The organism is Kitasatospora sp. NPDC048540 (genome assembly GCF_040651175.1).
Classification (GTDB): Bacteria; Actinomycetota; Actinomycetes; order Streptomycetales; family Streptomycetaceae; genus Kitasatospora.
Genome location: NZ_JBEZIR010000093.1, coordinates 19893 through 34951 on the forward strand (window position 1 = coordinate 19893; position 15059 = coordinate 34951).

A 15059-nucleotide genomic window follows, 5' to 3' on the forward strand; every position below is an offset into this window, starting at 1 on the left:
GGGGGTTGCCCGGACGGGGGGGGTCAGGGGACGACGACCACCGTGGTGCCGGCCGGTGCGAAGTCCCAGAGCAGCTGCCCGTCGGCCCGGCTGGAGCGGATCCCGCCGGTCTTCGCCTTCGGGTCGGCCGCCTTCTGGTCGGGGCTCGCGGACGGCACGGGCTTCCCGGCGGACGGCGAGGGGGACGCGTCGTCGACCGCCGCGCTGAAGCCGAACACCGCGCCCTGCTGGGAGAAGCGCACCACGTGCTCGATCTTCTTGCCGTCGGTGCCGGTGCCCGCCGCTGTCCGGCTGTACACCGGGTAGCTGCCCACGGGCGGCGAGACCGAGCCGGGCACCACCGTGAACGCCGCCGTCACCTGCGGGTTCTTCCGCGGGTCGACCAGCCAGACCTGCTTGGCGCCCAGCGAGTAGACCACCCGCAGCCCGGAACCGGAGTTGGCGGGCAGCGGCGGGGTGGGCGGCGCGGTGGCGCGGGCCGCGGCCGAGGTCAGCGGTGCCACCGGCGGCGTGTACCCGGCCTCCAGCGCCCGCTCCTGGGCGCCGTTCGCCTGGAAGGCGAGCAGGCCGACCGCGGCCATCGCCCCCAGGGTGAGACCGGTGACCGCCAATCCAGCGCCCAGCTTCGCCACGTCTGCTCCCGCTGCTCGCCCGGGACCTGCGCGCCCGGGGCCAGTACCTGAGCTCATCGTGCCAGGTCCGACCGGGCTTTTCGGACCGATCCGATCGCGTGTTCCCCGGCTCGCACAGGCGGGCGGACGGTCGGCCCCGGCGGACCCTCTAACCTTGGAACCGTGCTGCTGCTTGCGTTCGACACCGCCACCCCCGCCGTCACGGCCGCCGTCCACGACGGCACGGCCGTCCTCGCCGAGTCGTACCAGGTGGACGCCCGGCGCCACGGCGAACTGCTCCTGCCGACCATCGAGGACGTGCTGCGCACGGCGGGCGTGGACAAGCGCGAGCTGACCGGCCTGGCGGTGGGCGTCGGCCCCGGCCCGTACACCGGCCTGCGGGTCGGCCTGGTCACCGCGGCCGCGCTCGGCCACGCGCTCGGCCTGCCGGTGCACGGCGTCTGCACCCTGGACGCCATCGCCCACCAGGCCCGCGCCGAGGGGCTGACCGGGCCGTTCACGGTGGCCACCGACGCCCGCCGCAAGGAGGTCTACTGGGCCTCCTACGACGCCGAGGGCACCCGGGTCGAGGGCCCGGCGGTGGACCGCCCGGCCGAGCTGACCCCGGCGGCGCAGGCCGTCGGCGCCGGTGCGCTGCTCTACCCGGACGCGTTCCCGGGCGCCCGCGGTCCGCAGCACGTCTCGGCGGGCGCGCTGGCCGCGTTCGCCGTCGCCGAGCTGGCGGCCGGCCGCGAGCTGCTGCCCAACGTGCCGCTGTACCTGCGCCGCCCGGACGCCCAGGTGCCGGCCGGCTACAAGGCGGTGCTCCCGGCGTGAGCCCCGCCGTCACGCTGCGCCGGATGCGCTGGTGGGACATCGAGCCGGTGATGGCGCTCGAACTCGAGCTGTTCCCCGAGGACGCCTGGTCGCCCGCGATGTACTGGTCCGAGCTGGCCGAGACCCACCCCGGCGGCACCCGGCACTACACCGTCGCCCAGACCCCCGACGGTGCGATCACCGGCTACGCGGGCCTGATGGCGGTCGGCGCCGAGGGCGACGTCCAGACCATCGCGGTCGCCCCGGGCCACCAGGGCACCGGCCTCGGCGCCACGCTCCTGGCCGGCCTGGTCGAGGAGTCCGCCCGGCGCGGCTGCGAGGAACTGCTGCTGGAGGTCCGGGTCGACAACCTGCGCGCCCAGCGGCTGTACGAGCGCTTCGGCTTCCAGCCGGTCGGCGTCCGCCGCGGCTACTACCAGCCCGCCGACGTCGACGCGCTGGTGATGCGCCTCGACCACCCCACGTACCACCCCGAGCACGAATCGAAGGACCCGGACCATGGCTGACGAACCGCTCGTCCTCGGCATCGAGACCTCCTGCGACGAGACCGGCGTCGGCATCGTCCACGGCACCACGCTGCTGGCCGACGCGGTCGCCTCCAGCGTCAACGACCACGCCCGCTTCGGCGGGGTGGTCCCCGAGATCGCCAGCCGGGCGCACCTGGAGGCGATGATCCCGACCATCCAGCGGGCGCTGGACACCGCCGGGGTGAAGGCCACCGACCTGGACGGCATCGCCGTGACCGCAGGCCCCGGCCTGGCCGGCGCGCTGCTGGTTGGGGTCAGCGCCGCCAAGGCGTACGCCTGGGCGCTGGACAAGCCGCTGTACGGGGTCAACCACCTCGCCTCGCACATCTGCGTCGACCAGCTGGAGCACGGCCGGCTGCCCGAGCCGACGATGGCGCTGCTGGTCTCCGGCGGGCACTCCTCGCTGCTGCTCAGCTCGGACATCACCACCGACGTCCGCCCGCTCGGCGCGACCATCGACGACGCGGCCGGCGAGGCCTTCGACAAGGTCGCCCGGGTGCTCGGACTGGGCTTCCCCGGCGGCCCGGTGGTCGACCGGACCGCCCGGGACGGCGACCCGAAGGCGATCGCCTTCCCGCGGGGACTGAGCAACGCCAACGACCCGGCGTACGACTTCTCCTTCTCCGGCCTGAAGACCGCGGTCGCCCGCTGGGTGGAGGCGAAGCGCCGGGCCGGCGAGGAGGTGCCGATTGCCGACGTCTCCGCCTCCTTCCAGGAGGCCGTCACGGACGTGCTGACCCGCAAGGCGGTCCGGGCCTGCAAGGACAACGGCGTCGACCACCTGATGATCGGCGGCGGGGTGGCGGCCAACTCGCGGCTGCGCGAGATGGCCCAGCAGCGCTGCGACAAGGCGGGCATCGTGCTGCGGGTGCCGCGCCCGGGCCTGTGCACCGACAACGGCGCGATGGTGGCCGCACTCGGCTCCGAGATGGTCCGGCGCGACCGCGCGCCGTCCGCCTTCGACCTGTCGGCGGACTCCTCGCTGCCGGTCACCGAGGTCTCGGTGCCGCACGGGGACCTGCACGCCCACGCCCACCGCGCGCTGAAGCCGTGACCACGGCGCTGATGTGGGAGGCCCGGGCGGCCGGCGGCCGGGCCGCCGAACTCGCCGCCTGGGTCCGGTCCGAGGCGCTGCCCGCGCTGCGCGGCCCGGCCGGACCGGAGCGGGCCGAGGTGTTCGGTGCGCCCGGTGAGCGGGTGCTGCTGATCACCTGGTGGGCGGGGGAGCCCGCGGCCGTGCCCGACCCGCCGTCAGAACTGCTCGCCCGACCCGTCCACCGGTGGTCGTTCACCAGTCAACACGTCGAGTAGCGTTCATTCCTGAGAGTGAGCTGAACGGCCCGGGGGAGTTGCGCGGTGCGGAAGACGTATGTCCTGGCGGCCTTGGCCCTGCTGCTGACCGCCACGGGGTGCGGCAGCTCCGGCGGGACCTCCGCCGCCGCCCCCGCGCCCGCGGCGCCCACCGCCCCGGCCGGCGGTCCGGCGCCGTCCTCCGCCGCGCCGGCCGCCCAGGCCGCGCCCGTCCCCGGTGCCGCGCTCTGGTCGAAGTGGGGCCTGACCGCGCTGCCGGCCGCCCCCGCGGCACCGGCCGACAAGCCCGTCAAGCTGACCAGGACCGGCCCGGTGCCGGTGTTCAGCGAGGTGCCGACGCACGACAAGGTCGTCTTCATCACCATCGACGACGGCGCCGAGAAGGACCCGAAGTTCGTCGAGATGCTCACCGACCTCAAGGTGCCGGTCTCCATGTTCCTGACCCGCGACATCGTCAAGGACAACTACGGGTACTTCAAACCGCTGCAGGCCCTCGGGAACCACATCCACAACCACACCGTGGACCACCCGGTGATGAGCAAGCTCACCCCGGACAAGCAGAAGAGCGAGGTCTGCGACACCCAGACTGCGCTCACCCAGCAGTACGGCACGCCCCCGCTGCTGTTCCGCCCGCCCTACGGCGACGGCGCCAACACCGCCTCGGTCAACACCGCCGTCCAGCAGTGCGGGCCGCGCGCCATCGTGCTGTGGCGGGAGTCGATGCAGATCCACGACATGCAGTACCAGGCCGCCGACAAGAAGCTGAAGCCCGGCGACATCATCCTGGCGCACTTCCGCGGCCCCAAGGACCTCAAGGGCGAGACGATGACCGCGATGTTCGGCGAACTGCTCGGCCGGATCCAGGAGCAGGGCTTCGCGGTCGCCCGGCTGGAGGACTACATTCAGCCGCCCACAGGCTGACCGAGCATCATCAGCGGCCCGTCGTCGGTCCGGCACAGGATCACCGTCAGCGAGTTCGGCCCGGCCGGCTTCAGCTGCCTGCGCAGCTCGTCCGGCACCACCGACACCCCGCGCTTCTTGATCACCACGGTTCCGGCCGCCCGCTCGCGGACCAGTGCCTTCAGCACCTTCACCTTGTACGGCAGCACGTCGGTCAGCTCGAAGGCGTGCGCGTACGGGGTCGGCACCAGCCGGTCGGAGGTCAGGTAGGCGATCATCGGGTCGATCAGCCGGCCGCCGACCTGCTGCGCCACCTCGGTGACCAGGTGCGCCCGGATCACCGCGCCGTCCGGCTCGTACAGGTAGCGGCCGACCGGGCCGGCGTCCGGGTCCGGCCGCCGGCCGCCGGCCAGCGTGTGGTCCCCGGGCAGCAGGGTGGCCCGGTGCGGCTCGGCGGCGCCGGTGCCGAACCACAGCACCGCCTCCTTCACCTCGCCGTGGTCCGAGACCCACTCCGCCTCGGCGCCCTCCGGCACCAGCTCGTGCGGGATGCCCGGCGCCACCTTCAGCGCGCCGAACGGGGTGCGGCGGGCCGCCTCGACGGCCCAGGACAGCGGCGGCGAGTACGCCTCGGGGTCGAAGACCCGCCCGCGCGCGGTCCGCCGGGCCGGGTCGGTGAACACCGCGTCGAAGCCCGCCACGTCGACGTCGGCCACGTCCGCGCAGCGCACCTCCACCAGGTCCGCCAGGCCCAGCGCGGCCGCGTTGGCCTCGGCCACCGCGCAGGTCAGCGGCGAGCGGTCGACCGCCAGCACCGCGACCCCGGCCCGGGCCAGCGCGATGGCGTCGCCGCCGATCCCGCAGCACAGGTCCGCCAGCCGCCGCACCCCGAGTGCGGCGAACCGCCCGGCCCGCCACTCGGCCACGCTGCGCCGGGTGGCCTGCTCCACACCGTCGGGCGTGAAGTACATGAGGTCGGCGTCGGCGCCGAACTTGGCGCGGGCCCGCTGCCGCAGCCGGGCCTGCTCGAAGGCGGCCCGCACCAGCTCGGCGGGGTACTCCCGGCGCAGCCGGGTGGCCAGCGCCAGCTCCTCGCCGGCGGTGAACTCCCGCAGTTCGGCCAGCAGCGCGCGGCCCCGGTCGGTCAGCAGGGCCCGGAACGATTCGATCTCCACGCCCCCATTGTCGATCAGCCGGTGCGGTGCCACCGGCCGCCGCCCGGCGCCCCGGCCCTCAGCAGGCCGCGCCGGGCCGGCAGGGCGCGTGCGGGGCCGGCGGGGGCCCGGCGGCCGGCGGCGCGGGCCGGGCCGCCCAGAGGGCCAGCGCCGCCGCCAGCACCGCGGCCAGCAGGACGGTCTGGACGGCGGCCGCGGCCCGGTGGCGGCGCAGGGCCAGCAGTACCGCGCTGAGGGCGAGCGCCGCCGCGCTCGCCCCGGCGACCGTCAGCGGGGTGTGCACCGCCCGCCGGTGGTGCCCGGCCGGCTCGCCGGCGGCAGGGTAGTCGACCCACGGGAACGGGTGGCTGACCGCGGAGAGCAGCAGGAACAGCACGGCCAGGCCGGCCAGCCAGACGTCCAGCGCGAGCACCAGCAGACCGAGCGCGAGGGCGCCGCCCGGTCTCGGTGACCCGTCGTCAGACGGGCCTGGGCCGGGGTGTGGTGGCGTCTGCGAGTCGGCGGGCACCCCCGCATTCTGCCCGCCGCGGCCCGGGCCGCACATGAGTACGGGTACTCGGCCCGGATCGAACGACCGGCCGCGCCATTGGCACTCTGGTTGACTGAGTGCTAACCGGCGCCTATGGTCATTCCTGGCACTCTCCCCAGGGTGAGTGCTAACGCGATGGAGCATGCCTGACCCCCGCGACGGCAGGCCTGCGGACACCGCGACACCTACCTGTTAGACAACCCCGTAATCTCCGAAGGGGAGCTCGGACGTGACCACCAGCAGCAAGGTTGCCATCAAGCCGCTCGAGGACCGCATCGTGGTCCAGCCGCTCGACGCCGAGACCACCACGGCCTCCGGCCTGGTTATCCCGGACACCGCCAAGGAGAAGCCCCAGGAGGGCGTCGTCCTGGCCGTCGGCCCGGGCCGCTTCGAGGACGGCCAGCGCCTTCCGCTCGACGTCGCCGTGGGCGACATCGTGCTCTACTCGAAGTACGGCGGCACCGAGGTGAAGTACCAGGGCGAGGAGTACCTGGTCCTCTCGGCTCGCGACGTTCTCGCCATCATCGAGAAGTAAGACGTCTCCGCCCGCCCCGGATCCGTGTCCTCAAGTGACAGGGGCCCGGGGCGCGGTTGTTGGCTCACGTAAACCAGGCACTTTCTGAGGAATCGGGATCATGGCGAAGACCCTGCAGTTCGACGAGGACGCCCGCCGCTCGCTGGAGCGCGGCGTGAACAAGCTGGCCGACACGGTCAAGGTGACCATCGGCCCCAAGGGCCGCAACGTCGTCATCGACAAGAAGTTCGGCGCCCCCACCATCACCAACGACGGTGTGACCATCGCGCGTGAGGTCGAGCTCGACGACCCGTACGAGAACCTCGGCGCGCAGCTGGTCAAGGAGGTCGCCACCAAGACCAACGACGTCGCGGGTGACGGCACCACCACCGCCACCGTGCTGGCCCAGGCCCTGGTCAACGAGGGCCTGCGCAACGTCGCCGCCGGCGCCGGCCCGGCCGCCCTCAAGAAGGGCATCGACAAGGCCGTCGCCGCCGTCTCCGAGCACCTGCTGTCCATCGCCCGTGAGATCGAGGGCAAGGACGACGTCGCCGCCGTCGCCTCCCTCTCCGCACAGGACACCCAGGTCGGCGAGCTGATCGCCGAGGCGATCGACAAGGTCGGCAAGGACGGTGTGATCACCGTCGAGGAGTCCAACACCTTCGGCGTCGAGCTCGAGTTCACCGAGGGCATGCAGTTCGACAAGGGCTACCTGTCGCCGTACTTCGTCACCGACGCGGAGCGCCAGGAGGCGATCCTCGACGACCCGTACATCCTGATCAACCAGGGCAAGATCTCCTCCATCCAGGAGCTGCTCCCGCTGCTGGAGAAGATCCTCCAGGGCGGCGCCTCCAAGCCGCTGCTGATCATCGCCGAGGACGTCGACGGCGAGGCGCTGTCGACCCTGGTGGTCAACAAGATCCGTGGCACCTTCAACGCCGTCGCCGTCAAGGCCCCGGGCTTCGGCGACCGCCGCAAGGCGATCCTCGGCGACCTCGCCGTCCTCACCGGCGGCACCGTGATCTCCGAGGAGGTCGGCCTCAAGCTCGACCAGGTCGGCCTCGAGGTGCTCGGCACCGCCCGCCGCGTCACCGTCACCAAGGACGAGACCATCCTGGTCGACGGCGCCGGTGACCACGACGCCGTGGCCGGCCGGGTCGGCCAGATCAAGGCCGAGATCGCCGCCAGCGACTCCGACTGGGACCGCGAGAAGCTGCAGGAGCGCCTGGCCAAGCTGGCCGGCGGCGTCTGCGTCATCAAGGTCGGCGCCGCCACCGAGGTGGAGCTCAAGGAGCGCAAGCACCGCCTCGAGGACGCCATCTCCGCCACCCGCGCCGCCGTCGAGGAGGGCATCGTCGCCGGCGGCGGCGCCTCCCTGGTGCACGCCGCCAAGGTGCTGGACGGCGGCCTGGGCCTGTCGGGCGACGAGGCGACCGGTGTCGCGGTCGTCCGCAAGGCGCTCGCCGAGCCGCTGCGCTGGATCGCCCAGAACGCCGGCCTCGAGGGCTACGTCATCACCTCCAAGGTCGCCGACCTGGAGGCGGGCTTCGGCTACAACGCCGCCACCGGCGAGTACGGCGACCTGGTCAAGGCCGGCGTCATCGACCCGGTCAAGGTCACCCGCTCCGCCCTGGAGAACGCCGCCTCCATCGCCTCCCTGCTGCTCACCACCGAGACCCTCGTGGTGGAGAAGAAGGAAGAGGACGAGGGCAACGGCCACGGCCACTCGCACGGCGGTCACGGCCACTCCCACTGACCCCGGTCAGCAGGCCCCGAGGCCCGGTCGCGCCCTTCGGCGCGGCCGGGCCTCCGGCATGTCCGCACCCTGCCGCGGCGCCGGATACCCTCGGGGGCGGCGGAGCCCCCGCGGGGCTCGAATTCATCAGCCAGGTTTTGCGAACGCCAAAGGCTGCCTTATAACTGAGGCATGATCGAAGCCCGCCACCTCCGTGTCCTGCGCGCCGTCGCCCGGACCGGTTCCTTCTCCGCCGCCGCGCGCGAGCTGGGCTGCACCCAGCCGGCCGTGAGCCAGCAGATGAAGGCGCTGGAGAAGGCGGTGGCCACCCCGCTGGTGGTCCGCTCCGGGCGCGGCATGCAGCTGAGCGAGGCCGGCCGGGCGCTGGTGAAGCACGCCAACGGCATCCTGGCCGGGCTGTCCGCCGCCGAGGAGGAACTCGCCGCCATCGCCGGACTGCGGGCCGGACGGGTCAGGCTGGTGTCGTTCCCGACCGCGAGTTCCACCCTGGTGCCGCCCGCGGTCGCCCGGTTGCGTGCGGACCATCCGGGGGTCCGCGTGTCGCTGGTGGAGGCCGAGCCGCCGGAGGCGCTGGCGATGCTGCGGGCCGGCGAGTGCGAGGTCGCGCTGGCCTTCCGCCACCCGCACTCGCAGGGCGGCCTCCCGTCGGCCTCGCCGCACGCCACCGCCCGCGAGGCCCGCGCCGAGGCGACCCTGGAGGCGGCGGCCGCGGCCGCCGCGACGGACTGGTCGGACCTGGTGGTGCGCCCGCTGCTGGACGACCCGCTGGTCGGGGTGGTCCCGGCCGGCCATCCGCTGGCCGGGGCGGGCGCCGACCGCCCGGTGGAGCTGGCGCAGCTCTCGCAGGAGCAGTGGATCGCCGGCTGTCCGCAGTGCCGGGGGCACCTGGTGGAGCTGTGCGAGGCCGCCGGGTTCGCGCCGCGGATCGACTTCGCCACCGACGACTACCCCGCGGTGGTCGGCCTGGTGGCGGCGGGGCTCGGGGTGGCGGTGCTGCCCCGGCTGGCCCTGGACCCGGTGCGCCACCACGGGGTGGCGCTGGTGCCGGTGTCGGCGGTCGCGGGCGGCCCGGCGGTGCGCGAGGTGGTGGCGCTGACCCTGCCGGACCTGGCCGAGGTGCCGGCGGTCGCCCGGATGCTGGACCGGCTCACGGACGCCGCCGCCGCGCGCTGAGCCGCGCCGGCGGGCCCGGGCCGCCCTCCGGCGTGTGCAGAAACGTTTCTCTATCCGGTCCGGCGACGGTGGGTCAGTGCCGCAGCCCCGCCGGACGGGTCAGCTGGACCTCGGCCAGCCGGTGCCGCGCCCGGCCGAGCAGCTCCTCGCGCTCGTCCTCGGTCAGACCGCCCCAGACGCCGTAGGGCTCGCGGACGGCCAGGGCGTGGGCGGCGCACTGGGCCCGTACCGGGCAGCGCATGCAGACCTCCTTGGCGCTGGCCTCCCGTGAGCTGCGGGCCGCCCCGCGCTCGCCCTCGGGGTGGAAGAAGAGCGAGCTGTCGACGCCGCGGCAGGCGGCGGAGAGCTGCCAGTCCCAGAGGTCTGCGTTCGGGCCGGGGAGGCGGGAGAAATCTGCCATGGCTCATTCCCTTCAAGGCTCGGGACCCCTCGGCTCGGCGAGGCGGCGATCGGCCGGTACGGACACCTGGAAATATGACTTACGACACCTACGTGAACAAGTCATCCACAGTCGGGCACAACAGTCAATGACCCTCCATAGGCTATAAAAACGGGCAAAAGGGGCAGGACGTTTGAGTGGTCGTGATCTGGCAAGCGGGTGGCCCCCGGTGCGCCGTCCTCCGCTCCGTGGCGCGCGTGGCGCGTGCGACGCGCACGATCAGCACAAAAGTGCGGCGTGTGCACCGCGAGGTGGGTGATCGGTAACGGTCCGGCCACGTACAGTGGTGGAGATGGCCCCGAAAGCCGTAACTCATTCGAGTGACGGTCGTTGGATGTGCGGAGGCGGTTGGCGGGCGCAGGACGTCGGGAACGATCGCGGGGACACCCGGCGATCGGTACGAGGTCCGTCGCCGAACGGCCGTGTCGGAGAGTGTTCGTACCAGCCAGGAGGCTCAACGTGACGCGGATCTGCTGCGGAGGACGGTCATGACATCCGTACTCGTCTGCGACGATTCCCCGCTCGCCCGGGAGGCGCTTCGCCGGGCGGTCGCGACCGTGCCCGGTGTCGACCGGGTGACCACTGCGACGAACGGCGAGGAGGTCCTCCGCCGCTGGGTGGCCGACCGTTCCGACCTCGTCCTGATGGACGTCCGGATGCCCGGCCTCGGCGGGGTCGAGACGGTCCGGCGGCTGCTGTCGGCCGACCCGGGCGCGCGCATCATCATGCTGACCGTCGCGGAGGACCTGGACGGCGTCGCCCTCGCGGTGGCCGCCGGCGCCCGCGGCTACCTGCACAAGGACGCCTCGCGCGCCGAGCTGCGGGCCACCGTCACCCAGGCGCTCGCCGACCCGACCTGGCGGCTCGCCCCCAGGCGGCTGCGCAGCCCCGACATGGGCGCGGCGCCGACGCTGACGGCGCGTGAGATCCAGGTGCTGGAGGGGATGAGCCACGGCCGCAGCAACGCGGAGATCGGCCGCGAGCTGTTCCTGTCCGAGGACACGGTGAAGACGCACGCCCGCCGGCTGTTCAAGAAGCTGGGCGCCTCGGACCGGGCGCACGCGGTGGCCCTCGGCTTCCGCTGGGGCCTGGTCCGCTGAGACCCGTCCGGCGGGGTATCCGACACGGCAACCGCACGGACGTGTGACGTTGTGGTCCCGAGGCTGCACCATGGAGGAGTGGAGCACCTCGGGGACCAGCGGACAGGTGCTGCGGAAACGAGAGTTGCCGCAGCCCGCGGCAGCCAGTGGGGCGGGAGGCGGCACGGTGCGCACAGTGGCGACGCATAACGTTCCGATGCACAAGTCCGGACGCGGTGCCGCGTTTTCCGCTCCGACCAGGCACCATGGACCGATGCGTGACGACGAGGCCGCCGCTCCGGGCGAGGCCCAGCCCGAGCCGGCCCAGGCCGACGAGGCCGTCCCCGACGGTCAGGGCGGCGAATCGTCGTACGCCGAAACGTCCGAGGTCAGGCCGCCGGTACTGGGCGGCGGCACCTCCCCGGTGGTGGCCTCGCTGGTGGCCGCCGCGGTCCGCGGCGAGGGTCCGGCGATCGACGCGCTGCTGGCCTACGTCCACCCGCTGGCGCTGCGCTACTGCCGCGCCCGGCTGGTGCGGCTGCCGGGCAACGCCCGCCACCACGTGGACGACGTGGCCCAGGAGGTCTGCGTGGCGGTGCTCTGCGCGCTCCCGCGCTACCGCGACACCGGCCGCCCGTTCGAGGCCTTCGTCTACGGGATCGCCGCGCACAAGATCGCCGATCTGCAGCGGGCCGCCATGCGCGGCCCGGGCTCCACCGTGATCCCGCAGGACGACCTGCCCGAGACCCCGGACGAGTCGCTCGGCCCGGAGGAGCGCGCGCTGCTGAGCAGTGACGCCGCCTGGATCCGCGAGCTGCTCTCCAACCTGCCGGCCCGCCAGCGCGAACTGGTGCTGCTGCGGGTGGCCGCCGGGCTGTCGGCCGAGGAGACCGGCGAGGTGCTGGGCATGTCGCCGGGCGCGGTCCGGGTCGCCCAGCACCGGGCGCTCAGCCGGCTGCGGGCGCTGGCGGAAGAGTCGTCCTGACTCCGGTGTTGTCAAGGGGGCGCGAGGTCATACCTCGCGACACCAGTACCATGGGGTATCGGCACCTGGTCAGGTTGCCAAAGTTCCGTGGGCGCGCACGGGGTTCCCTTGGAGGTTCCTCCAGCCGTCCGTCGTCTTGGTGGCCAAGCCCTGTGCCGGTGCGCGCGGGTGGGACGTGGCCGTACCGCGGCCGTCCGCCCAGCTGAGAGAGCCACCCGGCCGGTAACCCTCGCCGGTCGTGCCCGAGATCGACGGCCACGCCACGGAAGGTCCCTTAGATGTCTTACAACGCCGCAGGCGTACCCGAGAAGTTCGCGATGCTCGGGCTCACGTACGACGACGTCCTGCTGCTTCCCGGGGCCTCCGAGGTGCTGCCGAACCAGGTCGACACCTCGTCCCGGGTCTCCCGGAACGTCCGGGTGAACATCCCGCTGCTGTCGGCCGCGATGGACAAGGTCACCGAGGCCCGGATGGCCATCGCGATGGCCCGCCAGGGCGGCGTCGGCGTCCTGCACCGCAACCTCTCGGTCGAGGACCAGGTCAACCAGGTCGACCTGGTCAAGCGCTCCGAGTCGGGCATGGTCACCGACCCGATCACGGTCGGCCCGGAGACCACGCTGGCCGAGGCCGACGCGCTCTGTGCCAAGTTCCGGATCAGCGGGGTGCCGATCGCGGACCCGGACGGCAAGCTGCTCGGCATCGTGACCAACCGCGACATGGCCTTCGAGTCGGACCGGCACCGCAAGGTCCGCGAGATCATGACCCCGATGCCGCTGATCACCGGCAAGGTCGGCATCTCCGGCGAGGACGCGATGGCGCTGCTGCGCCGCCACAAGATCGAGAAGCTGCCGCTGGTCGACGACGAGGGCCGGATCAAGGGCCTGATCACGGTCAAGGACTTCGTCAAGGCGGAGAAGTACCCGAACGCCGCCAAGGACGCCGAGGGCCGGCTGCTGGTCGGCGCGGCCGTCGGCGCCAGCGCCGAGGCCTTCGACCGCGCCCAGGCGCTGGTCGGCGCGGGCGTCGACTTCCTGGTGGTGGACACCTCGCACGGCCACAGCCACAACGCGCTGGCCTGGATCGAGAAGATCAAGTCCGCCGTCGCGGTCGACGTGGTCGGCGGCAACGTGGCCACCCGGGACGGCGCCCAGGCGCTGATCGACGCCGGCGTGGACGGCGTCAAGGTCGGCGTCGGCCCCGGCTCCATCTGCACCACCCGCGTGGTCGCCGGCATCGGCGTCCCGCAGGTCACCGCGATCTACGAGGCCGCGCTCGCCTGCCGGGCGGCCGGCGTGCCGGTGATCGGCGACGGCGGCCTGCAGTACTCCGGCGACATCGGCAAGGCGCTCGCCGCCGGCGCCGACACCGTGATGCTCGGCTCGCTGCTGGCCGGCTGCGAGGAGTCGCCGGGCGAGCTGCTGTTCATCAACGGCAAGCAGTTCAAGTCCTACCGCGGCATGGGCTCGCTCGGCGCGATGCAGACCCGCGGGCAGGCGAAGTCCTTCTCCAAGGACCGCTACTTCCAGGGCGAGGTCACCTCGGACGAGAAGCTGATCGCCGAGGGCATCGAGGGCCAGGTGCCCTACCGCGGCCCGCTCTCCGCGGTGCTGTTCCAGCTGGTCGGCGGCCTGCGCCAGACCATGGGCTACGTCGGCGCCGCCACCGTCGCCGAGATGGAGAGCAAGGGCCGGTTCGTCCGGATCACCTCGGCGGGCCTCAAGGAGAGCCACCCGCACGACATCCAGATGACCGTCGAGGCCCCGAACTACACCAGCCGCTGACCCGTACGGCCCCCGGGGCCCGTCGCCGCGCGAGCGGTGGCGGGCCCCGCGCCGTGTCCGCTCCCCGGCCGGGTGCCACGTGGTGGCGGGCCGGTACGGGATACTGGGGGCGGCCGGGGTGACCCGGCAGGCAGATGCAAGCAGCAGAAGGGCTCGAAGTGACTGAGATCGAGATCGGGCGTGGCAAGCGCGGCCGCCGGGCGTACGCCTTCGACGACATCGCGGTCGTCCCCAGCCGTCGTACGCGTGACCCGAAGGAGGTCTCGATCGCCTGGCAGATCGACGCCTACCGCTTCGAGCTGCCCTTCCTGGCGGCCCCGATGGACTCCGTGGTCTCCCCGGCCCAGGCGATCGCCATCGGCAAGCTCGGCGGACTCGGCGTGCTGAACCTCGAGGGCCTGTGGACCCGCTACGAGGACCCGCAGCCGCTGCTGGACGAGATCGCCTCGATCACCGAGGAGGCCGCCGCCACCCGCCGCCTGCAGGAGATCTACGCCGAGCCGATCAAGGCCGAGCTGATCAAGCAGCGGATCAAGGAGGTCCGGGACTCGGGTGTGGTGACCGCCGCCGCGCTCTCCCCGCAGCGCACCGCCGAGTTCTCCAAGGCCGTGGTCGACGCGGGCGTGGACGTCTTCGTGATCCGCGGCACCACGGTCTCCGCCGAGCACGTCTCCGGCGCGGCCGAGCCGCTCAACCTCAAGCAGTTCATCTACGAGCTGGACGTCCCGGTGATCGTCGGCGGCTGCGCCACCTACACCGCGGCCCTGCACCTGATGCGCAGCGGTGCGGCGGGCGTGCTGGTCGGCTTCGGCGGCGGCGCCGCGCACACCACCCGCACCGTGCTCGGCATCCAGGTCCCGATGGCCACGGCCGTCGCGGACGTGGCCGCGGCCCGCCGGGACTACATGGACGAGTCCGGCGGCCGGTACGTGCACGTGATCGCGGACGGCGGCGTCGGCTACAGCGGCGACCTGGCCAAGGCGGTCGCCTGCGGCGCCGACGCGGTGATGATCGGTGCCGCGCTGGCCCGGGCCACCGACGCGCCCGGCAAGGGCTTCCACTGGGGCATGGAGGCCGTCCACGAGGAGCTGCCGCGCGGCAAGCGGGTCGACCTCGGCACCGTCGGCACCACCGAGGAGATCCTGACCGGTCCCTCGCACACGCCGGACGGCACCATGAACCTGTTCGGTGCGCTGCGCCGGGCCATGGCCACCACCGGCTACTCGGAGCTCAAGGAGTTCCAGCGGGTCGAGGTCACCGTCAACCCCGCGCTGCACCACGGCTGACGGTCCGTCCGTGCCCGTCCTCCCGGGGCCCCCCCCCCTCGGGGGGGGGCCCCGGGGGGGGGGGGCGCCGGCCCGCGGGGGGGGGGGAGGTGGGGTGCACGGGGCGGGTGTGTGGGGGGGGGGGCGCCGGACCGGGGGGTTTCGCGGAGCGAGTTA

16 protein-coding genes are annotated in these 15059 nt (G+C 73.3%); 12 read left to right on the forward strand and 4 right to left on the reverse strand.

Annotated elements, in window-relative coordinates:
- Positions 1–23 precede the first annotated feature (23 nt).
- Positions 24–632: a hypothetical protein gene (locus AB0D08_RS28990; protein WP_359892991.1), complete on the reverse strand. Its 609-nt coding sequence runs from the start codon at positions 630–632 to the stop codon at positions 24–26.
- Positions 633–794: 162 nt separating this feature from the next.
- Here AB0D08_RS28990 and tsaB point away from each other — a divergent pair, with 162 nt between their 5' ends.
- From tsaB to AB0D08_RS29015, 5 genes are read left to right on the forward strand one after another with little or no spacing between them, the layout of a single operon-like run.
- A complete protein-coding gene (tsaB, locus tag AB0D08_RS28995; protein WP_033818486.1) occupies positions 795–1448 on the forward strand; it encodes a tRNA (adenosine(37)-N6)-threonylcarbamoyltransferase complex dimerization subunit type 1 TsaB in 654 nt (217 codons plus the stop codon).
- Positions 1449–1471: 23 nt separating this feature from the next.
- Complete coding sequence (gene rimI / locus AB0D08_RS29000; RefSeq protein WP_359893003.1) at positions 1472–1954, forward strand: ribosomal protein S18-alanine N-acetyltransferase; 483 nt, start codon at positions 1472–1474, stop codon at positions 1952–1954.
- Complete coding sequence (gene tsaD / locus AB0D08_RS29005) at positions 1947–3029, forward strand: tRNA (adenosine(37)-N6)-threonylcarbamoyltransferase complex transferase subunit TsaD (protein WP_033818487.1); 1083 nt, start codon at positions 1947–1949, stop codon at positions 3027–3029. The genes rimI and tsaD overlap by 8 nt, the downstream gene beginning before the upstream one ends.
- Positions 3026–3286 carry a hypothetical protein gene (locus AB0D08_RS29010; RefSeq protein WP_033818488.1) on the forward strand — a complete coding sequence of 87 codons (261 nt, stop codon included), beginning with the start codon at positions 3026–3028 and terminating at the stop codon, positions 3284–3286. Before tsaD ends, AB0D08_RS29010 begins: the two co-directional genes overlap by 4 nt.
- Before the next feature lie 45 nt (positions 3287–3331).
- Positions 3332–4207 carry a polysaccharide deacetylase family protein gene (locus AB0D08_RS29015; protein WP_359892995.1) on the forward strand — a complete coding sequence of 292 codons (876 nt, stop codon included), beginning with the start codon at positions 3332–3334 and terminating at the stop codon, positions 4205–4207.
- On the opposite strand, the gene AB0D08_RS29020 is transcribed toward AB0D08_RS29015, so the two are convergent.
- Both AB0D08_RS29020 and AB0D08_RS29025 read right to left on the reverse strand, forming a co-directional pair.
- Complete coding sequence (locus AB0D08_RS29020; RefSeq protein ID WP_033822321.1) at positions 4189–5361, reverse strand: class I SAM-dependent methyltransferase; 1173 nt, start codon at positions 5359–5361, stop codon at positions 4189–4191. The two genes, AB0D08_RS29015 and AB0D08_RS29020, sit on opposite strands and share 19 nt — an antisense overlap.
- A 58-nt stretch (positions 5362–5419) precedes the next feature.
- Complete coding sequence (locus tag AB0D08_RS29025; RefSeq protein WP_359892998.1) at positions 5420–5869, reverse strand: hypothetical protein; 450 nt, start codon at positions 5867–5869, stop codon at positions 5420–5422.
- 250 nt (positions 5870–6119) lie between these two features.
- Between AB0D08_RS29025 and groES the strand changes: the two genes are divergently transcribed.
- The 3 genes from groES to AB0D08_RS29040 all read left to right on the forward strand — a co-directional run bounded on the left by groES (position 6120) and on the right by AB0D08_RS29040 (position 9333).
- Positions 6120–6425, forward strand: coding sequence for a co-chaperone GroES (gene groES, locus AB0D08_RS29030; protein ID WP_014136232.1), 306 nt, complete (start codon positions 6120–6122; stop codon positions 6423–6425).
- Positions 6426–6525: 100 nt separating this feature from the next.
- Positions 6526–8160, forward strand: a complete 1635-nt coding sequence (groL, locus tag AB0D08_RS29035; RefSeq protein ID WP_033817676.1) for a chaperonin GroEL — start codon at positions 6526–6528, stop codon at positions 8158–8160.
- A gap of 171 nt (positions 8161–8331) precedes the next feature.
- The gene (locus AB0D08_RS29040) at positions 8332–9333 is read left to right on the forward strand and encodes a LysR family transcriptional regulator (protein ID WP_033817677.1); all 1002 of its coding nucleotides are present in this window, start codon (positions 8332–8334) and stop codon (positions 9331–9333) included.
- A gap of 73 nt (positions 9334–9406) precedes the next feature.
- Here the strand turns inward: AB0D08_RS29040 and AB0D08_RS29045 are convergent, their stop codons facing one another.
- Positions 9407–9733 carry a WhiB family transcriptional regulator gene (locus AB0D08_RS29045; RefSeq protein WP_033817678.1) on the reverse strand — a complete coding sequence of 109 codons (327 nt, stop codon included), beginning with the start codon at positions 9731–9733 and terminating at the stop codon, positions 9407–9409.
- A 527-nt stretch (positions 9734–10260) separates the two neighbouring features.
- On the opposite strand from AB0D08_RS29045, the gene AB0D08_RS29050 reads away from it, so the two are divergent.
- The 4 genes from AB0D08_RS29050 to AB0D08_RS29065 all read left to right on the forward strand — a co-directional run bounded on the left by AB0D08_RS29050 (position 10261) and on the right by AB0D08_RS29065 (position 14903).
- The gene (locus AB0D08_RS29050) at positions 10261–10872 is read left to right on the forward strand and encodes a response regulator transcription factor (RefSeq protein ID WP_014136228.1); all 612 of its coding nucleotides are present in this window, start codon (positions 10261–10263) and stop codon (positions 10870–10872) included.
- A gap of 253 nt (positions 10873–11125) precedes the next feature.
- Positions 11126–11836: an RNA polymerase sigma factor ShbA gene (gene shbA, locus AB0D08_RS29055; protein ID WP_082526138.1), complete on the forward strand. Its 711-nt coding sequence runs from the start codon at positions 11126–11128 to the stop codon at positions 11834–11836.
- Positions 11837–12114: 278 nt separating this feature from the next.
- Complete coding sequence (gene guaB / locus AB0D08_RS29060; RefSeq protein WP_033817679.1) at positions 12115–13617, forward strand: IMP dehydrogenase; 1503 nt, start codon at positions 12115–12117, stop codon at positions 13615–13617.
- 158 nt (positions 13618–13775) lie between these two features.
- A complete protein-coding gene (locus AB0D08_RS29065) occupies positions 13776–14903 on the forward strand; it encodes a GuaB3 family IMP dehydrogenase-related protein (RefSeq protein WP_033817680.1) in 1128 nt (375 codons plus the stop codon).
- Positions 14904–15059 lie beyond the last annotated feature (156 nt).